The organism is Clostridium aminobutyricum (assembly GCF_017255415.1).
GTDB classification, from domain to species: domain Bacteria; phylum Bacillota; class Clostridia; order Peptostreptococcales; family Anaerovoracaceae; genus Aminipila; species Aminipila aminobutyrica.
In genome coordinates, this window is the sequence record NZ_JAFJZZ010000002.1 from 197,843 (window position 1) to 219,689 (window position 21,847).

General features: G+C 40.3%; 26 protein-coding genes. 1 reads left to right on the plus strand and 25 read right to left on the minus strand.

From position 1 onward, the window contains the following. Positions 1-9: 9 nt before the first annotated feature. The 6 genes from JYB65_RS07125 to JYB65_RS07150 form a co-directional block, all read right to left on the minus strand. Positions 10-699, minus strand: coding sequence for a winged helix-turn-helix domain-containing protein (locus JYB65_RS07125; RefSeq protein WP_206581965.1), 690 nt, complete (start codon positions 697-699; stop codon positions 10-12). Between the two features lie 198 nt (positions 700-897). Then, a complete protein-coding gene (phoU, locus tag JYB65_RS07130) occupies positions 898-1,581 on the minus strand; it encodes a phosphate signaling complex protein PhoU (RefSeq protein WP_206581966.1) in 684 nt (227 codons plus the stop codon). Positions 1,582-1,656: 75 nt separating this feature from the next. Beyond that, positions 1,657-2,406, minus strand: coding sequence for a phosphate ABC transporter ATP-binding protein PstB (gene pstB / locus JYB65_RS07135; protein ID WP_206581967.1), 750 nt, complete (start codon positions 2,404-2,406; stop codon positions 1,657-1,659). A 3-nt stretch (positions 2,407-2,409) separates the two neighbouring features. Then, entirely contained in the window at positions 2,410-3,309 is a 900-nt protein-coding gene (pstA, locus tag JYB65_RS07140; protein WP_206581968.1) for a phosphate ABC transporter permease PstA, read from the minus strand. After that, the gene (pstC, locus tag JYB65_RS07145) at positions 3,296-4,156 is read right to left on the minus strand and encodes a phosphate ABC transporter permease subunit PstC (RefSeq protein WP_206581969.1); all 861 of its coding nucleotides are present in this window, start codon (positions 4,154-4,156) and stop codon (positions 3,296-3,298) included. Before pstC ends, pstA begins: the two co-directional genes overlap by 14 nt. Positions 4,157-4,215: 59 nt before the next feature. Beyond that, a complete protein-coding gene (locus JYB65_RS07150) occupies positions 4,216-5,112 on the minus strand; it encodes a substrate-binding domain-containing protein (protein WP_342366636.1) in 897 nt (298 codons plus the stop codon). Between the two features lie 259 nt (positions 5,113-5,371). On the opposite strand from JYB65_RS07150, the gene pyk reads away from it, so the two are divergent. Continuing rightward, complete coding sequence (gene pyk, locus JYB65_RS07155; protein ID WP_206581970.1) at positions 5,372-6,796, plus strand: pyruvate kinase; 1,425 nt, start codon at positions 5,372-5,374, stop codon at positions 6,794-6,796. Between the two features lie 154 nt (positions 6,797-6,950). Here pyk and JYB65_RS07160 read toward each other — a convergent pair whose 3' ends face one another. The 19 genes from JYB65_RS07160 to JYB65_RS07250 form a co-directional block, all read right to left on the minus strand. After that, complete coding sequence (locus JYB65_RS07160) at positions 6,951-7,703, minus strand: peptidoglycan recognition protein family protein (protein WP_206581971.1); 753 nt, start codon at positions 7,701-7,703, stop codon at positions 6,951-6,953. Then, positions 7,696-8,097, minus strand: a complete 402-nt coding sequence (locus JYB65_RS07165; protein ID WP_206581972.1) for a hypothetical protein — start codon at positions 8,095-8,097, stop codon at positions 7,696-7,698. The genes JYB65_RS07160 and JYB65_RS07165 overlap by 8 nt, the downstream gene beginning before the upstream one ends. Before the next feature lie 32 nt (positions 8,098-8,129). After that, complete coding sequence (locus JYB65_RS07170; RefSeq protein WP_206581973.1) at positions 8,130-8,435, minus strand: hypothetical protein; 306 nt, start codon at positions 8,433-8,435, stop codon at positions 8,130-8,132. A 144-nt stretch (positions 8,436-8,579) separates the two neighbouring features. Continuing rightward, the gene (locus JYB65_RS07175) at positions 8,580-8,960 is read right to left on the minus strand and encodes a hypothetical protein (RefSeq protein ID WP_206581974.1); all 381 of its coding nucleotides are present in this window, start codon (positions 8,958-8,960) and stop codon (positions 8,580-8,582) included. A gap of 11 nt (positions 8,961-8,971) precedes the next feature. Then, on the minus strand, positions 8,972-9,589 hold the full coding sequence (locus tag JYB65_RS07180) for a hypothetical protein (RefSeq protein ID WP_206581975.1): 618 nt from the start codon (positions 9,587-9,589) through the stop codon (positions 8,972-8,974). Positions 9,590-9,603: 14 nt separating this feature from the next. Then, positions 9,604-10,260, minus strand: coding sequence for a hypothetical protein (locus JYB65_RS07185; RefSeq protein ID WP_206581976.1), 657 nt, complete (start codon positions 10,258-10,260; stop codon positions 9,604-9,606). Next, positions 10,260-10,802, minus strand: a complete 543-nt coding sequence (locus JYB65_RS07190) for a putative phage tail protein (protein WP_209010501.1) — start codon at positions 10,800-10,802, stop codon at positions 10,260-10,262. Before JYB65_RS07190 ends, JYB65_RS07185 begins: the two co-directional genes overlap by 1 nt. After that, positions 10,799-11,821, minus strand: a complete 1,023-nt coding sequence (locus JYB65_RS07195; protein WP_342366637.1) for a baseplate J/gp47 family protein — start codon at positions 11,819-11,821, stop codon at positions 10,799-10,801. The genes JYB65_RS07190 and JYB65_RS07195 overlap by 4 nt, the downstream gene beginning before the upstream one ends. Further along, a complete protein-coding gene (locus JYB65_RS07200; protein WP_206581977.1) occupies positions 11,821-12,216 on the minus strand; it encodes a DUF2634 domain-containing protein in 396 nt (131 codons plus the stop codon). The genes JYB65_RS07195 and JYB65_RS07200 overlap by 1 nt, the downstream gene beginning before the upstream one ends. Then, complete coding sequence (locus JYB65_RS07205; protein ID WP_245156619.1) at positions 12,213-12,542, minus strand: DNA helicase; 330 nt, start codon at positions 12,540-12,542, stop codon at positions 12,213-12,215. The genes JYB65_RS07200 and JYB65_RS07205 overlap by 4 nt, the downstream gene beginning before the upstream one ends. After that, on the minus strand, positions 12,539-13,477 hold the full coding sequence (locus JYB65_RS07210) for an XkdQ/YqbQ family protein (RefSeq protein WP_206581978.1): 939 nt from the start codon (positions 13,475-13,477) through the stop codon (positions 12,539-12,541). Before JYB65_RS07210 ends, JYB65_RS07205 begins: the two co-directional genes overlap by 4 nt. A gap of 10 nt (positions 13,478-13,487) precedes the next feature. Beyond that, positions 13,488-14,153, minus strand: a complete 666-nt coding sequence (locus JYB65_RS07215; RefSeq protein ID WP_206581979.1) for a LysM peptidoglycan-binding domain-containing protein — start codon at positions 14,151-14,153, stop codon at positions 13,488-13,490. Positions 14,154-14,155: 2 nt separating this feature from the next. Beyond that, on the minus strand, positions 14,156-15,913 hold the full coding sequence (locus JYB65_RS07220) for a tape measure protein (protein WP_206581980.1): 1,758 nt from the start codon (positions 15,911-15,913) through the stop codon (positions 14,156-14,158). 199 nt (positions 15,914-16,112) lie between these two features. Further along, positions 16,113-16,517 carry a phage tail assembly chaperone gene (locus JYB65_RS07225; protein ID WP_206581981.1) on the minus strand — a complete coding sequence of 135 codons (405 nt, stop codon included), beginning with the start codon at positions 16,515-16,517 and terminating at the stop codon, positions 16,113-16,115. A 50-nt stretch (positions 16,518-16,567) separates the two neighbouring features. Continuing rightward, the gene (locus tag JYB65_RS07230; protein ID WP_206581982.1) at positions 16,568-17,044 is read right to left on the minus strand and encodes a phage tail tube protein; all 477 of its coding nucleotides are present in this window, start codon (positions 17,042-17,044) and stop codon (positions 16,568-16,570) included. A gap of 17 nt (positions 17,045-17,061) precedes the next feature. Continuing rightward, on the minus strand, positions 17,062-18,108 hold the full coding sequence (locus JYB65_RS07235; RefSeq protein ID WP_206581983.1) for a phage tail sheath C-terminal domain-containing protein: 1,047 nt from the start codon (positions 18,106-18,108) through the stop codon (positions 17,062-17,064). A gap of 17 nt (positions 18,109-18,125) precedes the next feature. Next, positions 18,126-18,533: a phage tail terminator family protein gene (locus tag JYB65_RS07240; protein WP_206581984.1), complete on the minus strand. Its 408-nt coding sequence runs from the start codon at positions 18,531-18,533 to the stop codon at positions 18,126-18,128. A gap of 196 nt (positions 18,534-18,729) precedes the next feature. Next, positions 18,730-18,996, minus strand: a complete 267-nt coding sequence (locus JYB65_RS07245) for a hypothetical protein (protein WP_206581985.1) — start codon at positions 18,994-18,996, stop codon at positions 18,730-18,732. A gap of 3 nt (positions 18,997-18,999) precedes the next feature. Then, positions 19,000-21,825: a hypothetical protein gene (locus JYB65_RS07250; protein WP_206581986.1), complete on the minus strand. Its 2,826-nt coding sequence runs from the start codon at positions 21,823-21,825 to the stop codon at positions 19,000-19,002. Positions 21,826-21,847: the final 22 nt, after the last annotated feature.

A 21,847-nucleotide genomic window follows, 5' to 3' on the forward strand; every position in this document is an offset into this window, starting at 1 on the left:
TTTTTAAAACTACTTAAGGCTTTCCTTAGGCTCTTCCCCTATTAAGTATCCCACTCCACGAATCGTTTCTATAATTTGCCCTGCTTCACCAAGCTTCTGCCTTAATGTTCTTACATGGACATCCACTGTTCGAGTCTCCCCATCGAAATCGTATCCCCAGATTTTCTCTAAAAGCTTATCTCGAGATAATACCATTCCCTTATTTTCCATGAGAATGCGCAGCAACTCGAATTCCTTAAACGTTAATACAATCGACTGCCCATTTGCTGTCACCAGATGCTTCTCGGCGTTTAAACAAAGATTGCCGCATTGGAGCTCTGCTTTATTTTCTTTTGGCTGAGTACGTCTTAATACGGCTTTGACTCTTGAAACAAGCTCCATCATGCCGAACGGTTTTGACACATAATCATCGGCTCCATTATCCAGTCCAATGACTTTATCGTATTCGCTGCCTTTTGCTGTCAGCATAATGACAGGAACATTTTCCGTCTGCTTATTCTTTTTTATCCTCTTCAAGATGTCGATCCCATCCATTCCCGGCAGCATGATGTCCAGTAATATCAGTTCCGGCGTTTTATTTGACAGAGCCAAAAATAATTCAGTGCTATCTGCAAATCCCTCTGCTTCAAACCCTGTATTTTTTAAGGTATACACTACCAATTCACGAATGCTGCTGTCATCTTCGACGCAAAATATCATCTATTACTCCTCCTTTACGGACTTGCCCGTATCTTCGATACGGCGCGCAAGTCCTATACAGAAATTTCATTAGGCTACGCCTAATAGAAATTTTTCAGTTCCTTCCGCCGACAATTCAATTGGTCAAGCTATCGGCAGTCAATTTCTACAAATCACAGATTTGTGAAATGTGTTGCACAAGTCTGTCAACAATTCGCTTCACGAATTGGTCAGGCTATCGTGGGTACCGGTTATGGAGAACTCCACCCATTCTGCAATATTGGTTGCATGGTCTCCGATACGTTCGAAATATTTCGCAATCATCAAAATATCGATGGCCCCTGTGGCCAGTTTTTCCTTATCCTCTGCCTCTTGGTTTTGAGTCCTCGTTGCTGCGATCGCATCAATAACCGCGAGCTTGATTTCGTCAAAAAGATTATCCACGACATCGTCGTAGTCGATTACTTCCTTGGCAAGGACCAAATCCCTTTCTACAAAAGCATCGATGCTTTCCGTTACCATTTTGATGGTCGCATCTGCCATATCCTTGATGTGTTCGAAATCGTGAGGAATAGACAAATCCGTTACCAATACAATTTCCGAAATATCCGCTGCTTGATCTCCGATACGCTCCATATCTGTAATCATTTTTAATGCAGCGGAAATCAGTCTTAGGTCACGGGCTACCGGCTGCTGCTGCAATAATAATTTCAAACAAAGAGCTTCAATATCTCTTTCTTTTTGATCCACCCGCTTGTCTGCGTCAATGGTCTTTCGTGCGAGCTCAAGATCTCCCTGTACCAATGCTTTAACCGCATCGGCAATCGCTGTTTCACAAAGAGAACCCATTTCAATTAATTCTGTATTGAGCAATGATAACTGATTATCAAATCTACTTCGCATGCTTTAATCTCCTTCATTATATATTTGCGCTGCTTTATTCGCAAGCGTTACCTACAATTCAATAGGAACGGGTAATCATCCAAATCTACCCGTGATATAATCTTCCGTTCTCTTATCCTGCGGCATTGAGAATAGGTTTTCTGTTTCGCCGAATTCCACAATCTCACCTAGTAGGAAAAAGGCTGTTTTATCTGAAATACGTGCCGCTTGCTGCATATTATGAGTTACCATAATGATGGTATAATCCTTTTTCAGTTCTGCAGCCAGATCTTCAATTTTAGAGGTAGAAATCGGATCCAGTGCCGAAGTCGGCTCATCCATCAGCAGGACTTCCGGTTCAACTGCCAGCGCTCTGGCAATGCAAAGCCGTTGCTGCTGTCCGCCGGATAGACCGAGTGCGCTCTTCTTTAGCCGATCTTTTACTTCTTCCCAAATAGCGGCATTACGTAATGATTTTTCTACCATATCATCTAGCTTGCTTTTCGATTTGATGCCATGGGTTCTTGGACCGAAAGCAATATTATCATAGATACTCATCGGAAATGGATTTGGTTTTTGAAACACCATCCCCACTCTTTTTCGAAGCAGATTTATATCCATGCCTCCATAAATACTTTCATCATCCAGTAGGACTTCTCCGGTTATTTTGCAACCTTCTACCAAATCATTCATTCGGTTGAGCGACTTAAGAAGCGTTGATTTTCCACATCCGCTTGGGCCGATAAAAGCCGTTATTTCCTTTTCAGGCAACACTAAATTTACTTCTTTCAGTGCTTTAAAGTCTCCGTAATATAAATCTAAATTTTTGATCTTAATTTTATCCATTTCCTATCCTCTCGTAATCCTCTTTGCTATAAACCCTGAAAACCAGTTGATCCCTACCACCATAATCAGTAAAACGACTGCGGTGGCGTAAGCTTGATTCATATGCATCCCTTCTCTCGATAAAGAATACATGTGCACTGCTAAGGTTCTCCCTGAGCTTAAAAGATTCTCCGGAATCTCTGCTACAGTTCCTGCTGTATATATTAAGGCTGCCGTCTCTCCTACAATTCGTCCGATTCCCAATATGATTCCTGCAAGAATCCCGGGAACCGCTGTAGGCAATACGACAACAAATACGGTTCTTAATTTACCGGCACCTAAGCCGAAGCTGCCTTCCCGGAAAGAATCCGGTACTGCTTTTAGGGCTTCCTCCGTTGTTCTCATAATCAAAGGCAATATCATGATGGCTAAGGTGAAGGCACCTGCTAAAAGAGAGTACCCCCATTTGCAGGTACTCACAAAGAACAACAGTCCGAATAATCCATAAACAATAGACGGTATTCCCGATAAGGTTTCCGCCGTGATACGTATAATGTTTACAAATTTATTGCCTCTTTTTGCGTACTCCACTAGGTAGATTGCTGAGAAAATACCGAGCGGAGCCGCTATTAATAAGGAGAGGAAGGTCATTACTAAGGTGTTGATCAATGCGGGCGTCAGGGATACATTTTCACTCGAATACCGAAATGCAAATAGACTCGGTGTCAGATTCGGTACGCCGTTGATGAGAATATATCCGATGATAAAAATCAGTACCGAGAAGGTCAGCACCGCCGCTATGCTCACCAGTAAAAACAACGCAAAGGAGGTTGGATTGGCTATGTAGGCCTTCAATTTGTGCTGCCACGTTTGTGTATTAATGGCTAATGTGTTGATTTTATCTCTTTTTTTAATTGCCTCCATTTACCATCCTCCTGTTCAATACGGATACGGATAAATTAATGATTAGAATAAATACAAACAATACAACTGCAGTCGCAATGAGTGCTTCCCGATGCAGATCTGCTGCATACCCCATTTCCAGTACTATATTTGTAGTCATCGTTCGTACTCCTTTAAAAATTCCTGCCGGCATTCTCGCCTGATTTCCTGCTACCATCATCACCGCCATCGTTTCTCCTATGGCTCTGCCGATACCAAGCACGACTCCTGCTAAAATACCGGATTTAGCCGCCGGGACGATCACCCAAAAGATGGTGCGTTCATGTGTCGCTCCAAGGGCCAGTGCTCCTTCGTAATATGCGGTAGGTACCGTCCGGATAGCCGATTCACTCACGCCGATAATCGTCGGCAAAATCATGATGCCGAGCAGGAGGGAAGCGGTTAACATGCTGCTCCCATTTCCTTGAAAGTTTTCTCGGATGAAAGGCACCATCACAACTAGGCCAAAAAACCCATACACGATGGATGGAATTCCTGCCAGCAATTCGGTTGCCGCCTTCAATGGTTTATAAATTACTTGCGGGCAAAACTTTGCCATAAATATTGCCGTTAAAAGACCAACCGGTACGCCGATAACAATCGCACCTGCGGTTACATAAATACTTCCCATTATCATAGGCAGGATGCCATAGATGTTATTGGATGGTTTCCACTTTTCTCCCAGTAGGAAATCAAATACTCCGATTTTCTGAATAGCCGGCACACCATTTACGAATAAGAACAGGCAAATCAATGCAACTGCAAGTACGGAAGTACAAGCCGCAATGAGGAATATCCATTTCATAAAGTTTTCTTTATAATTCTTCATCTTGTCCTCCAACGCCAATAGGTTGCAACACGTGTCGCAACCTATTTACCCGTTCTGTGTTATTTTAAGAGTTCAGCCCAAGAGGTGATTTCACCTATATAGATTTGCTTCACCTGATCGCTAGTCAATTCATTTACCTCAGATCCCTTGTTGACAATGACTGCGATTCCATCCATCGCAATGACAGTTGGTTTTAATCCTGCCCCAAGTTCACTGTCTTTTAGTTCTCTTGAAGCCATACCGATGTCACAAATTCCATCAATTGCCGAGGTCATGCCGGTGGTTGAATCACTTTCCTGAATTTCTATTGTTGCATTCGGATTGATTGCTAAGTACGCTTCTTTTAACTTTTCCATTACCGGGGTGACGGAGGAAGAACCCGCTACTACAATTTTTCCTGCTGGCTTTGTTCCTGCATAAGCTACTGGATTTCCAACAGCAATGTAGTGATTGTCTTGAATAACTTGCTGTCCTTCTGTACTAAGGATGAAGCTGGCAAAGTCTTTTGCGACATCACTTAAATTGTCTTTTGTTGCAATGTTGAAAGGTCTTGAGATCTTATAGCTTCCATCTTTAACGGTTTCTACACTTGGGGCAACGCCATCAATCTTAACGGCCTTTACGGAATCGTCCAAAGAGCCCAGTGAGATGTATCCGATCGCGTTGGTATCGCCTGCTACCGTCGTCATCATGACTGAAGTACTGTTTGTAATGGTGGCTTCGTCCGTCGTGTTATCCACCTTTTCACCATTCGCATCTTTTTCTTCTACCCCGAACAATTCAATAAATGCGCCTCTTGTGCCGGATCCGTCTTCTCTGGATACCACTGAAATCTCACTATCTACCAGTGTTTTATCCGGTTCGTCACTTTTGCTTGATCCACAAGCAGTAAAACTAGCAAGTACCATAGAAGCAATTGCTACTATCGTTATACATTTTTTTAAGTTCCTAATCATTTTGTTTCTCCTTCTTGAACTCCGCCTTCTAAATTATACGGTTCTCTTCACACTTATTTTGTCTACAATCACATAGTATATTCATAATGTTAAATCAAAAGCGCACTGTTCGTAAAAGCTTTGTAAAACTGTGTTAAATCTATGTAAAATTGCCCTCTTTTTGTATAGGAAATGCGGTTTTGTGGTATATTCCATATAGATATGATAAAATAAAAAGCAAGAACAAATGATGATTTCTTCTATATAGAAAGGACAACGTATGAGAAAAACGAAAATTGTATGTACACTTGGTCCATCAACCATGGATGATAACATTTTAAAGGCTTTGATGCTGGAAGGAATGAATGTCGCCCGTTTAAACTTTTCACATGGCGATCATGAACAGCACGCAAAATCCTTGGAACGAATTCGAACAATGCGAGAATCCCTGGGACTTCCTGTCGCTTCCCTTCTTGATACGAAAGGTCCTGAAATCCGTTTATGTACATTTGAACAAGGAAAAATTCTGTTGGAGAAAGGGCAACCCTTTACTTTAACGACAAAAGAAATCATCGGGAATCAACATATTGCGGGGATTACATATAAGGAATTGCCTCAAGATGTTTCTGTCGGCATGAAGATTTTGATTGATGACGGTTTAATAGAATTGGACATTCTGAAAATAAATGATACAGAGATCGAATGTGTAGTGGTGAACGGCGGACCCATTTCCGATAAAAAGGGCGTGAATGTACCGAATACAAAATTGTCCATGCCATTTATCAGCAAGCGGGATTATGATGATATTGTTTTCGGAATAGAACATCAGGTGGATTATATTGCGGCCTCCTTTGTCCGAACGGCCGATGACGTAAAGGAAATACGAAAAATACTAGCCGAACATAATGACAGCAAAATCCGAATCATTGCTAAAATCGAAAATATGCAAGGCGTTGAAAATATTGATGAGATTATAAAAGCTTCAGACGGGGTCATGGTTGCTCGAGGGGATATGGGTGTTGAAATCCCACTGGAAGACGTACCTATCTTACAAAAGAAAATTATAAAGAAATGCGTAGCTGCCGGTAAAATTGTTATTACGGCCACTCAGATGCTCGATTCCATGATGAAGAACCCTAGGCCGACCAGAGCAGAAGCGACCGACGTGGCCAATGCGATTTATGACGGAACAAGTGCCATCATGCTTTCAGGTGAGACCGCAGCAGGTGCTTATCCTGTGGAAGCATTAAAAACAATGGTTAGAATCGCAGAAAGGGCCGAGGATGATATCAATTATCTCAATCGGTTCACGCAAAATACAACATCTGTTCATGATGATGTGACGACGGCTATTTCCCATGCCACTTGTACCACAGCAGTGGATCTCAATGCTGCGGCCATCATCACCGTTACGGCTTCCGGCCGAACCGCGCGCATGATTTCAAAATATCGTCCCGATTGTCCGATTATTGCCTGTACCATCAGTGAAACCGTATGGCGCCAAATGGGATTAAACTGGGGTGTTATCCCGATTATGCTCCCAACCGTTGATGATTTGCAAAATTTATTTCAGTTGGCGGCGGAAACAGTACAAAAGGCAGGTTATATTAAAGACGGTGACCTAACGGTCATCACCGCAAGCCTACCTCTTGGCGTTTCCGGAAAGACCAACATCCTTAAGGTTCATATCGCCGGAGAAGATTAAGACGCACAAGGATTAAAAAGAATTCAGCGAGAATATATTGAAATAGCCATATAGGACACGCATCGCTTCAGGATTAATTTTGGAAATGAATCTTTTCTCAAAATATCCATCAGCGTTGCCTGTCCTATACGTTTCTTTCAGAGACTCTTGTTTTTTATCTTAATATTCCGGCTTGTTTCAGCTTTAAATCATATACCCCCGCATTATAATTAAATACCAGCATCCTGACCATGTCATGACTGAGATCGATTACGTCATTGTTCCCGGTAGGGTCGGACCCATCTCCATTGATAATTTTTACTGTCATCAGTTTCTCCACAATCGTGCGGAATCCGTAAGTATCAGGGATATCACTTAACCTATTATACCGAATCACGTCTTCATCCTCCTCTTCCATTTCTACCAATCTCGCTTTAAACCTATTCCATTGGCTTATGTCTTGAAAAAACGGCTGCGGACATAACTTTCCGGTTACATCGTAATGCCGTACCACTCGTTCTACTGGGATATTATATTTCCCCATTAACATCTTCCCAAGTTCAATGGCGTTCGCCTGCGTAGCTTCTGTAATGACAAATTCTCCGTTGACTTTGTCCGAGCACATCTCAATACCGATGCTGTTGACATTTTTCACAATGCCTTTTAGGGTCGCCCCTCCATTGGTATATTTCTGCGTATCTCCGCAATGCCAAGCGGTATCCGAGTCTTTTACCACCTGTACGATATCGCGTTCGTCTACAAAATAATGGGCGCTGGCATTTCGGTTAATACTTTTGAAATAATTCGCATTGGCTTCGGCGGTATCGCCATCATTCGCCGTATAGTGGAAAACAAGATATTGAATGCTGCTGCCGCTTCGGCCCGGTGAAAAATTAACGGTCGTCAAATTGGTTTTTATACTAATCATTCTTTGCCTCCGTACTTGAATTCGGAAGTTCTCCTGCGCTTACAATGAGCTTAAATTTCTCGAATGCCTCTTTTATGTATTTGCAAGTCACTGTCAAGAATACCGTTACCATTATAATATTTGTAAACAGGTTCGCATATTCCTCCAATATGGGCCAGCCGATGGTGTCTGCGAATACCGGCAGTGTTGTGATCGCAATGCATAACAGCATAAGACCAATCACAAATACGCCTAGCTTGATGATGCTGTCTCTGAGTTTGGACTCATCAAAGGGCTGCCGCAGCCTTTTAATATTGTACCAAAGGGAAAAAGCCATATTGGCTCCGTACGCACAAGTAAAAATCATAAATGCATATCCCAGCAGTTTAAGATTGCTTATTATTTCTTGAAACATAGATTCTCTCCTATTCATTGCTGTTGCTTTATCTAATCATCCATAACGGGAAGCTTCCGTATATCTTCCACCAGCTTTGTAACTGTACCATTGCCTCCTAAGTTTTGATACTCTTCATACATGGCATTCACATTCTCAAGACCATGGAGGGTAATGCTACAGCGTTCCTGATAATAATAGTACGAGGTTTCAATGCGGTCTCTCAGTAACGCCTGAATCCCCTTACTCTGTGCTTCCTGCTCTTTTTTTATTTTTTTAAATTTAGACAGCATATGTTTGCTGAACGCTGTACTTGATGCTGCTATCATTCCAAAGGCTACTTCTAGCCAGTATCTCAAAATCCATTCCTCGATGATGCCCCCTCCTAAAATGTAAAGCCCCCTTGGAACGGTGGTCCAAGGGGGTTGTGTAAGTAATATGATTATAAACTGCTATATGAAATTTTGGCGTTGGGTTGTGTGATTAATTAAAGTTAAGTGTAGTTATAATAACCCTAGCTTTGCCAGCTGCTTTTCTATGTAGGTTAGTTGCGCCATAACTACAGTTATACGTTCTTCGGTTACTTCCGGAGTTTCCGTTGTCGCCAGAGTTATAACCACAGGCTTAAGCTCCATGGACACTCTCAAAACGTAATCGTCATATACTCCTAGAGTAACCGGATTCTCTGTATCTGCGTCATCAATGGTAGTCACTTTTTCCGTCTTTGTCTTGTCCGCAAATAACGCCTCTAACTCTGTAAATGTATAGGCATCTTTTGCAAATACAAATTCAAGGCTGTCCCTGTTCTGCCCTTGAAAGTATCTACCTCCACCATTCACTTGAATTACGTTTAATTCTGTATTGTCGTTTAATTTAATTTTCATAAGCTTACCTCCTATATGTTTAGTTTAATTGACTTTATACGGATAGTGGATTGTGCAGAGGTTGAGGAATATGACTCAAGTACCACATAGTAAGATCCGGATATGCTTGAAATATCTACAGCAATTTCCGCGTCAGTCCTAGTAACTGTGTTAGTCGGAAGCACACCGGATGCTACAGGCGTAGCTATCGGTATTGTAGTTCCCGCCGTTAACTTACTGTTTACTATCGCAAAAAAGTAGTCGGTACCTACACCACCGGACTGTGTTACAACATCGAATGTTACGGCCATACTCCTATATCGAGTTACATCTATTTTATTTAAAGTGCCTATAACTACTATCTGCCCATTACTGGATATTGCATTACAAACCACCGTCATGTATGACGCATCTAAACTTAACGTGCCTGCACCACTATTTGTCCTATAGTATTCTTTTTCCCATCCACCAGTTAATGCGGTTTGACTATCTCCTTGATTGTACAGAAAGGTGTCTGCACTAAATACTTTTCGATTTACACCACCTACCCCCCTATACTGTTCTTTAACTTCTCTATTAACACCGCCTACACCCCTATATTGTTGCTTCACGGTGCGATTTACACCGCCTAAGGCTCTATATATTGTCATAGTCAATCACCTCACTATGCATATACTTGGTGTTGTGCACCTTCAGCAAGGGCAGACGATGGGGCAGTGGTTGAGACGGTTGTATTTCCAGTATGATAGATGGTTGTATATGTAGTTGCACCAGCTATCACCCGAGTTAGCGTTAAAGCCTCATTTGCGCTACTACTAGATGGTGGAGCAACGTAAAAAGCGCACCAGTTAGAAGAATCCCCAAAGGTTTGCATAGCTGCAGTCCCTACACCAGAACAATAAAAATTAGCTCGTGTAGTCTGGTCACTTCTAGTTGATGCAAATATTCTTTGCCCAGATCCCGACAAGATAATGTCACCTGTCAGTGTTCCACCAGTTAGCGGAAGAAATAAACTAGCTAGTAAAGTTTTTAAATTTGCAAACGTTATCTTTTTTGTACTAGATGAAGCTGCTGAATCTGAAAGAGGAATTGTGTCAGCATCAACTAAGGTTGTTTTCACAGATGCATTCTTGATTAAATTTTCTTTCTCACTTAAGGAAGTATTAAGTGTAGTTATATCGCTTACATTTGCTGATATTTTATCCGCATTAGCTTTCATTTGCGCATCAATAACATCCATATTGGCATTTGGGATTTCTACGTTGTAGTATTCTTCAGCTGTTGATTTCGTTAAACCGTAATTGGTTGTCGTTGTAGACATTAACTGATCACCTCATTTCTCAATTGTTCATGGGTATAAGCAGAGAGTCTTGAGTGAGTATAAGCACTCAAAACTCTGTTCGTGTTGTAAACATATTCAAAATTGAAGGCTAAGTGGGCAGGCTTGACCTCTTCAATGGTGAGTGTAAGATCGGTCATGTTGGCAGGGATGCCTCGTGTCCCCACGAACTTAATCGTAAAGTTGGAATTCACTGGGTCTTCGATAACTTCCACTTCGCCATTAGAATAGGATGCCGCCGTATCCATGATCATCTGCTTTGTCACCGTACCTATTCCAATCGTTTTTGCCCTTATACGCTCCCGTCTGAATGCTTCATTTTTTGACACATCCACCTTTAATCCATATATCTTCTCATAGCGGCTTAAAAGGCTCGAAGCAGTATTGACAAAACATTCATTAATTGTTTGATTAAAGCTACTTGCCAAGCTATTTATATCTGTACTGAGGATTCCCTGAAGCTCATTCATCGTTATATTCTCTTCGTAAACAGAAGGTAATACATTCATCAAATCAATGCTCATACTACTCCCTCCGTCAGCGTTACTGTTCCGGTAACTGGTATTTGCTCATCGGTTAATGTTATATTGGCTGTTCCGCCATTTACCAGCAAGTTACTATAGTCTTTTACTCCCTCCACTGAGAGAAGTAAGCTGCCGATTTGGGCATAACTTAAATTGTATATTTCAAAGACAGATTCTTTCAGATATGTTGTCAGCAATGTGGTAAAAGCTGTTTGGATATCTTCAAGTAATCGGATGCCATCCAGCATTACTTCTGCCGTCATGTCTATCGTTTGGCTGGTGGGGCTTTCAATGGTTACTATGGCTCCTATCGGCCGAACCTTTTCAATATACTCATATACTACTACTGGCAAAGTTTCATCAATCCCCATATCACTATCGACTACTAATACTTTAACGGTTCCTGCGCCATTCCATAAAGGAAAGACTTTTACATTCCCCACACCGGACACTTCTAAAGCCCACTCCTTATAATTATTCGCATTGCCGGAAGTGGAAGGCGCCTGTACTTGTGTATAGAATCTTGCGCGCAAATTCTCATCGGATTCTTCATCAGTTCCTGAGGCCATGATGCCGGTTAATGTAGCAGTAACGCCGCCTACATTATCAATATTTTCAAGAAGGCCCGAGTACCTGTTTCCTATTTCACCGAATTGATCGCAAGTAGCACTATACACTTTTGGTGAAAGTAATGCTGTAATTTCATACGTTGTATCACTGATCCCCCATCTCGTTCCGATGCTGACCGCAGCCGTGGTTTCAATCTGCCGAACTGCTCTCGTTGCTTTTTTACGTGTGATCCCATAATCGGATACAACTCTGTCTAAGTATTCACCAACAGCAGTGTCGCCCAATACTAAATCAAGAAAATTGTTCAGATTGTAGTAGGTTTGTGCCAGATGATAGGCGCAAGGAGCAAGCGCATCGTAGATCACGGAACCTTCTCTTTTGTCGACGTCAGATGTCACTCGAGACATCATGTCCGCCAATATTTTTTCATAAGTCATCGTTTCAAACACTAGGCTTTCACCTCCTTTGTTATTGTCATTTTCCCGTAAATGCTGACTACATCAAACGTACAACGTATCTCGTCGCCGGTCCTTGTAAATTCAAAATTATCGACACGTTCTATTCTGCTGTCCAACAGCAAACACTCTTGTATTCTTCTCTTGAGTTCAATTTTTACATACCCCAGCTCTTTGCCTATCAGATTGTCAAGTTCTATTCCATAAGAAAAGCTATATATCGGGTATTCATACTTTTCCGTATGGAGTACCTTGTATATAGCTTGTTGCAATGCTTCCAATTCATCGACAAAGCCTTGTATCTTCTCATCGGATAGTTTATATGTATTGCTTTTTTCTGCGGTCTCTGAAATCTCTAAGTCTGCACGAATTGCGCTTTTTGGTATCATGAAATCACATCCTTTATCGTTATACTAGACAATGTCATCCCATTCGAAATCATAATCGGTTCTATGGAAACGGTTCTGTTTTTTGTGACCGGAGTAAATCCAATAATCTCAACAATGTAAAATTCCTGGCCGCCGTGGTTTCGAATCAATCTCACCCTGTCACCTGCGGAAACACAATCTTTTAAATTTCCTTTAATCAGCACATTCGGAATAGTGAGTTTATCGCTTACCTTAATCCCTGTACTGGTGACAGTCCCAACTGTTAGCTTACAAAGTTTTTCATTGTTTATATAATTTTGGACTATCGTTTTAATTTCGTTTATCAAATGGATACCTCCAAACTCATCGTGTGATTCGGCAAAAATTTATGAGTGACTTGTTTTACAAAGAGACTCTTGTTTAGGCCAATGTCTGAAATGTAAGCATAGAAACTTGTCCCTGCTCGGATTCTTGTGTCGCCTAAACATTCAAGACTTAAAGTCTCCACTTCTCTATTATAAAGTTTGAGCAATATATCCGCTTTCTTCTTGGCTTTTGAAGCATTACTATTCTCATCTGATGCTTCAAAATATTGCAGCATGCCATACTTTTCAATAGAGGTTTCATCCTTTGCACTTACAAATTGACTATCACGCGATGTTTCGCCTTTTAAATAGATTTTAATTTGGTTATAAAACTCATCGTCAATTGATTTTTCATAGTCGTACCCATAGCAAAGGCTTTCATCCCCCAGAATCAGATTTAGTCGCAAATCTTCTAAATTTCGAAGTGTTATAGCCCCGAATTCGTCCCGCAGAGCGTACTTTGACCCTTTATTGAGTAAGGTGTCGCTGATAGCCGCGTAAATCATATCAAGCCACGTCTTATCATCATGTACATTTGTGTCTAAGACATATCCGGTATCCGTAAGCGTTCCTGTTCGGAGATTAAAATAATGACACATTCTTTTTACTAAGGTTGTCGTCGTGTCACCATCCACAACAATGACGTCTTTCGCTTTGCAATACCGAAGCTGATCGTACGCCGTTACCGAAATTTCTTTTTTATCGTCTCTGCTGACTTTAAACACATGCCCGTTAAAAATCTCTGAATCGTTGTATTTAAACCGTACTGTACTGCCGTTGGTAATCACCAAATTATCATTGATGTACGAGAATTCTAATTTGCTGCAACCGTCATTCAGCTTATCGGTATAGGAGACTTTCGTTACTAGTTCGCTTATATCATACAAGGTTGAATCCACTTGCACTGTAAATTCCATTGCATCACCCCTAACTTGGTATGGTCAATACTTGACCCGGATAAATTAAAGAGGGGTTCTTAATTTTATCTTTGTTGGCATTATAAATTTTCGTATACTTGGCACCATTGCCGTAATATGTTTTTGCTATTTTCCAAAGCGAATCGCCGGAAACTACGGTATACGTTCCCATATTTTTCGGGCTTACGGCCTCCACATTTGGGGTTTGGACTATCTGGGCAGTGGTATCTGTAAGATTTACTGTTGCAGGCATTTTGGCATATTCTCTATACTCAATTAGCTTAAAAGACACATATTTGTCTCCTTCTTCCCCTGCTTTTTCTGTTATGGAGAGGTCATCAATAAGAACTAACGTGTTAATGTCATCACCAATCCCGTTACTGGCTATAAACCGTACCGGAATCAGTTTTTCTCTCCATAACTCAAAAATGTTTAGATAATAGTCTGCACCCTTGAAGCCACCCGATGTTTCAACGTAATGCTGCTTTTTATGCGGAAGTTCACATTCAAAAGAGTATTCTTTTAACTCCATGCGCGTCGGCATAACAATTTGTCCCAGCTTAAGGACTTCATACTTTTCTGTGGCCATGGAGCTCTTTACTTGGATTTGTTCAGGGTTCACGGGAAGTCGATAGGTTTCGTTATCGTAATCAAAATAGATCGCATAATTGCTCATTATTAATAAACCCCCTCCGCTGTAGTCGCTATTTGCTCCTGCAATATTTTCTGCATTCTACTTGCCACCATGTCAATATCAGCAGTTTGGTGAACATCGCCAAAGCTAACCTGAATATTTGGTGCAAGGGTTTTGGAACTGAATTTATTGATATAATCCCGTTCTGCCATGTCCTTTAAATACTGCAAATCTTCCTCTTCCATATTCACTCCAATGCTTCCGTTGCTTCCTGTCCCTTGCACGGTTAAAGGATTGCTTGAGGTGCCAAGATCGTCGAAGTTAGGAATACCGTCTGTACCGCCGGGTAGTTTAATTCCCAAGCCGTTTGCCATATCGCTAAGTTTTCCAATTGTAGCGTCATAACCCTTACCCCCTAGGTTGCTGCCTATTTCAGCGCCTTTTGAATAGTCCATCAATCCTTTTTGCTGAACAAACTCAACCAGTTCTCCTTCACTTTTTATAGTTGCAGAGGCTTTTTCTAATTTACTCTTAAGGTCACTAATCCCACTTGTTATATCAATTTCTATTCCCGGGATATTATTAATAACGTCCTCAATACCTTTCGCCATTTTGCCAATATAGCCTAACACATTAATGGCTAAATCTAAAAATAGCGCTTGAACAGATGCCAGAGGACTATTAAAGACATTTCCAAAAAAATTAACAAAAGCAGCCACTACATTCCAAATATAAATAAAGCTATTATAAAAATGAGCTACAAAGATACCTATAATTCCCCCAATAAAACTAAATACATCTTGTACCGATATACCCAAAGCACTAAAAATATGAATAACCATTACAATAGCAGAGATAACCAAAATGATATGCCAATTTGCCACTACCCATTGCGCTGCCATTGCTAAACCCGCAGAAATAGCAGCAGATGCGACACCCCAAAGAGCAACAGCCATAACCCCTAGTCCTGTAATAATATTAACCAGTAAAACGCCCCCAATAGTTTCCAAAATCGGCGAGAGATATTCCCATGATTGGATTATCAGATTTGCAACCCATTGAAGTACCCCGCCCAGCAGAAACATCCCCATAATTAATGCATTTATTATAATCTCAACACCTGTTGTATTTAGTATACGATCTTGAATATTAATAATACTTTCCATCAGACCACCAAAAGCTTGAATACCAGCATTTTTTATTCTGGTCCACGCATCGGCAAAGGTCATCGGCATCAAAGAAAACTTTTCGTCTATTTCATTAGAAGCCGCAAAGAAAGCAACTTTAATCAAGTCGGCAGCAACGCCCCCTTCCACACCGATTTTCCTCAATTCAATTATTGATTTTCCTGTGGCATCGGCAAGAGCTTGTTCAAGCATAGGCGCATTATCCATGATTGAGATAAAATCATCTCCTTGGAGCGTCCCCGTTGCCATTGTCTGTGTAAGTATGTCCATTCCCGCAGCTCGTTCTTCTGGGTTTGCTCCGCCTGCTTTAAAGGATTTCTGTGCTAATTCGGCAAATTTTATACTTTCATCATTGGATTCAAACGCATCTCCTACTAGGGATCCTAATTTTATAACCGTATCTGCCATATCCCAATACGACTCTCTTGACCTGTTCGCCGCAGCATAGACTTTGCTTTGCAGATCAGCTTGTGTCTGCAAGCCATCGTTTATACGTTCTATTCTCGCTTGCATGTTATCGTAGATACTCGTTAATTCCATCCCTTTTTTTATATTCTCTTTATTACTTTTTCCATAATCATACAATTTAAGCATTGCGTCTATTGTTGTACCCATTATCATCTCCCCCCTCTCTTTATTCTTTTATTCGGAGATTGAAGCTTTGACGCGCTCTTTTTTTCCTCTTCAATTCTCAATTGAATACTTCCATATACAAAGGCTTTTTCTCTTTCATCCATTGCGGCCAAAACCGAAGGCAATATATGAAGTTTTTGTAAAGCAAAGTGAGCCAAGCAAAATTCAGGATCACCTTGCTCTACTCGTTTTTTATTTCTTCAATATCCTCGTTAATGTCTTTATCCAACCCGCTTAACGCCTGTACTTCCTGAGCTAATGTAGCGTACTCTCCAACGTAAAGCATTTTTTGAAGTAAGGAGGACTCCCCTAATACACCGTATGCTTTTTGAAGCTCTGCATTGGTTAAATCGGGGGATACTACCGCACTGGATGTTAGAGCGGAGACATATTCTGTCTTATCAAAGGTTTCATTGCCCTTTTTATCCTTTTTGGTAAACTTCTTAATGAGTGCTTTGTTTTCTTCCTGCGTAATTGGTTTAATTACAAACGGAACAGGTTTTCCATCTTCTTGAAAACGATTTGAAATAACAACTTCCCTATTTTCTGCCTGTATCGGATTTAAAAATGCGTTTAATGAGCTCATCTCGTACCTCTTTTCTTATTAAAAAAGGGAGCTTATCGCTCCCCTATACATTATCTATAGTTCTCCGGCAAATCAAAAGTTGTCAAGGCTTCGATTGTATCAAACGTAAAGTCCGTATCAAAAGTGATCGGATCATCTGAGCCATCGTCGAGTGACGCAACCGGAATAGTCGCTAGGATAACATTTCCCATTACAACTTCTTGCCGTCCGACCGTGGACTGAGCATCTTCGTTATACACTTGAAGGGTGATTCCTGTGTAGGTGCCATCCTTCAAATAGGTTAACGCCTGCCGGAAAATCTGGCTATTGGCGAAATACAGCGTCATGCTGCCTGTGCCCTCAGCGCCTGTTACTTTATGCTGGGTCATTCTATTGCCTAGCATTCGTTTAGCTGTGACTGTTAAATCAATCTGTGCAGTGAGCTTTGATAATTCGAACAATTCTCTGTTTGCCCCATCGATGGTGATATATCCTTTACCTTCATGTGATGAAATGGTATCTGCTAATTTTGTATAAGTATTCGTCATATTCTATAACCCCTTTCTTATGATAAGTTTACGGTGATGTAAATCTTTTCAACGCTATCAGCTGGCTGAATGTAGCAATCAATGACCACCGCATCAGAGTCAGTTCCGGCGGATATCGTCACATCATCGGCAGTAAAACTCTGAATGGCAGCCATTGCTTGAAGTTCATTGAAATATGAAATCAACGTTGCTCGTAGTAACGCTCTGCCATCGGTATTATTATTGGTCTTACCAAGATAGTTGCTTTCGAAGATTTCCACGATATCGTTATTGATTCCGTCAATTGTTCGGATCACTCTATTTTTTCTAAATAATTTGCTCTTATCCATTGTATAAGTCGTCAGTGAATTGATATCATAGACTGCGGTGACGTTTTGCGCTGAATCCACCTTGAAAATAAATTCTCCCGCTGTAACAGCTGCTTCCATTTCACTTTTCGTCATCCTAGGGACTACATCAATAGCATCGGCATAACTTTGCCCTGTATTGGATTTATTGATATTGGCTCCGGACGTAACCCCTGCTACCCAAGCGGTCACCTGTGCCGCTGTAAGCGTGATGCCATTTGACAATTTAATTCCCTGGGTTACATTAATAATGGCTTCGTTGTCTGCTTCATAATTCGCCAGCACTGCTTGCGCTTTGATGCCTTCATCCGTACGCATATTTTTAATCCATGTCGCAATAGTAACTTGATTTTCACTATATGTAGCTGCATCATAAGGATAACAAAGCGTGTTAAATTTTATTGTTTTTAAAATAGCTAAAGCGGTAGTTAGTACCTCTGATGTGTGGGAAGTTCCTAAATTGTAGATGATTACTTTCTGTGCTCCTTTTAGCGCCTCATTTACAAGTAGTTTATCTGCATCTGTGGTGCCATCAGGATACTCACTTGCATCTGCCACTGTGATCCCATACAGATCTCCTGCGTTTCCTGCACTCATTTCCTGCAATAATACCACCATTCCTCTTTCGCCTGGGGTAATCGATAGTGCCGTATTTGTAAGAAAATTAACATAAGCACCGGGTAATATTTTATTTTGACTTGTCCATGTTCCTGCCATTTTTTTCAACCTTCTTTCTATAAATTTGTAGTTGTTGTTTGAGACTGCATTACTGGTTCTGTTTCAGCTGTCATTTCGCAGTAGCTGATATCAAACGTGAAATGCAATATGTTCTCTTTTATGTTTGCTTGTTTATTAAGCACTCGGAAGGTGCTTATTAAGTCAAATGCTCTGAATAATTCACGCTGCGCGTTTAAGAAATCAACCTTTACGTCGGTAGTCGGTTTATCGCTGTAATATGCGATGTCAAACGATATGATGCTCTTATACTTATTGTTCATTCGTTTTTTATAGTCCTGCTTCGTAAGAGCAATTAAAAATACCGGACCTTCAATAGTCTCCGGTATTTCTTCGTCATAAACCGTATGAGCTGGATAAATTTCTGTCAGCTTGTCTGTAATCGCCTGTTTTAGGCTATTTATCATGTTCTGCTTCACCCCTTTCATTACCTTTTTAGACTCTTTCTTAAGTGCTTTGAAGTTGTGTCAATCTTGTACTATATTCTCACCAAGAAGTTAAACTCTCAGATATGAATTGTCCAAAGGGTTATATGAATTATTTTGGTTGAGGTAATTATAAGTGCTGATTGACATCAGCATTAACTTCGTCGCTCAACCTAAATTATTTAGTAGTAAAAGACTTCCACAAGTTGAGGGTCTTTTTCTTAGATGACTCTGTTGCCTGTCCACTACTTTCACTCTCTATCGGCGCTTCAATTGTCCTAGCAGATGCGTCCGCTTTTATCTGTTCAATTATTCCCATCTCTTCTGCGGTTGCATCTTCTTCAGGAATACAAACGATTTCACCTGTTGGTAATGGTATGATAGCCACTCCATCAGAGTAATTTGTAGTTGATATGTCTATTTCATGGTTTTTATAGTTTATCATAGTCTATACCCTCCCTCGACAGTCTACTATAGCATTTAGTGCAACATATGCTCCATAAGTTTTAACGTTTGTAATGGTAGCGGTATCAGTTGTCCTAAACTGAAATAACATTGCTGTTTCATAAAATCCGACATAATTTAAGTTAAATTTGCTAGTTACTACTTCCGCAGAACTCCCTGTTCCAACTTGAATTTTATAATCTGTTAACGTCATAATAGGGATGCACTTTTTATATCTAATAGGAATTAAATACTCTATATACATTGCATTATACATATGATACCAACTAACAGCCTGACCACTACTTATCCGATTTATTCTCTCATAAACACTCAAATCTACCAAATTATCCAACGCACTATCATGTTTCTGTTTATTATTTACAATCTCTGCCAAGTCAGATATAGCATTTAATATGTCCTGCTGATATGATGCTGTAATGCTTGTTGGGGTAGTCTGTGTTGTTTTTAGAATTTGATAGTCTACTGTATAGGTTGCGTTAGTGTCGTAAATAACGGGCATGTAGCTACTTGCATTTGCAATCCCGTATGCATAAAGACTATTAGTGCGCAGTTCCCAATTTGTATCATGTATACCATTTCTATATACAGCAGAAATAATTTCCGCTTTGTTTTGCAAAATACTAGGGTACAAATTTCCATTTGTAGTATTAATATAATATCGGGTATTCGGATCTAATTGAGGACTCGCAACTTCTCCAAGCACCATACCATAATCTAAATACAAGTAATCATCACCATTATCAAACTTCGGGGTATCTCCATGAATATGAGTGTTTACATCTGTGATCGGTTCTGGATTCGCTAATTTATAGTGTAGTTGATAACCTTCGTAGTTTGGTGCTATGTTGTTTTTACAGTAGGTTAATATTCTGGTGTCTGTAGTCGGCGTGTCTGCTCTTACAACTACTCTTCCTATAGGTTGTACTGCTTGTGTTGCCGATAATGTTAATACATTACCACTTATAGCCGATATGGTAGCAACAGGATTTCCCATGACACAAATTGAATCTCCAACAGAAAACATACTAGAATTTGCCACAGTGACACTTATTGTACCGCTTGTAGCTACTGTTAATGTGGTTGCAGTTTCACTTGGGTAAGATTTTATGTCTGTTCCACTACTAAAATTATTAATATCTGACCACAACCTGTATCTAGTCCCATTATTACTAACAGCTTTCCAACCATTCATGAACGCCTTAACTTCGTCAGCATTTGGAGCAATGGTTTCTGCCCAACCTGTATCTGTGTCAAGTATAGATAAATAAGTGGTGCCGTTACTAGCGCAATTGTGCCTGTCTGCTCCACCAGCGGTATCAGCATACGGAAGTGACTTTCCATCGTATTTTATACAAATATTAGTAAAATCGGTTTTAATATTTGGTAATAGAATGTTAAGTAACGTTATTTGTTTATATCCAACGTAGTCAGTACTATACACCCAATCGTAATCCTTACCATACAGCGTTCTATGTTTCCAATTCAGGAGTCCACTTACCTCTCCATTCTCGTAAGTTAATGTATCATCAGATGTAAATTTGCCTTCAATCACACAGCGTTCTATTCCGCATGGTTTATATGCCGTTGGTGGGGTTGTTCCTTCGATTAAATGAATATGGTCGTAATCGCAATACCCTACGGCAGAAGGTCTAAGCCTTAATAATAATAAAGTGTTGTTACCACTATTGAACGTACCAGCACCTGTTTTAATAGTAGCTAAATCTGTAGGGTTAGATATGTAAGTAGTGCCAGTCGCTGTTCCATCTGTTGCATTGTAATTAATATAGTAGTCGGTATTTGGCTTAACTGAAATTGCTTGAGCAATATAATTCCCGACAGCGTTTGCGGTCACTCTAAGCTTTCCATTAACTATTGTAAACCCTGTATTACCGGGAACTTGCCACCAGCCAACACCTTCTTCGCAATTGCCATTCCTTACAAGATTATCATGTCTTACTTCGATATATGGGTTCTGTAAGCATACGTACGAATCAATATATGGATACTTCTCTAGGAGTTGATCAACGGTTAGGTTGGTGTACTCGTCGGAGGTGATTTTTTGTAGCATGATTCCATCGACGTTTGTATTTTCCGTAGTGCCTGTGAACGTAACATTACCACTTGCATTAGTAAGCCTAACATATAAAGCAATATATACGGTATTCGCAGGTATTGTCCCTTTGCACAATAATCTAGTGAATCCAGATGTATTGAGATTTATACCAGAGTCTACTGTTGAGATAAATGTTTGAGTTGTGTCGTAATAACTGACTCTTAACAACGCGCCTCCCACATTAGGCATTGTATAACCACTAGCAGTAAAGCACTCTCCTATAGAAAGTCCAATATCTGCTATAGGTATGTATACCGAACCACGCCCAGTATATCTGAAATCGTGTGCTGAGTTGGCTGTATTAGTTGTTATTTTAATAGAATTAGTACCGAACACTTTGTTTGTAGAGTCTAATTCTATAGTAGTTGCAGACACACCAAACTTACTAACATCCTCACAATTCCCATCCTTACCAAGTAAGTTTACATAGCTCTTTCCTTGTATGGTGAATTTCGGTATTGATGTTTGGTTATCTGTTTTACGGATAACAGAGTTCATCCCTAAGCTAATAGATGGTACAACAGCATCTGCAATAAGTTTTTTATTTATAGTATCAATATTATCAGACAGCTCCTTCTCTAGTCCCTTTAAGCTTGAATCGATGATATCCATATTGCTATTTATAACATCGATGTCTGCAAATTCATTTTCTGCCGGTTTCACTAATTTATAATTTGTTGTTCTTGTTGACATAGAATTACCTCTCTTGTCTACT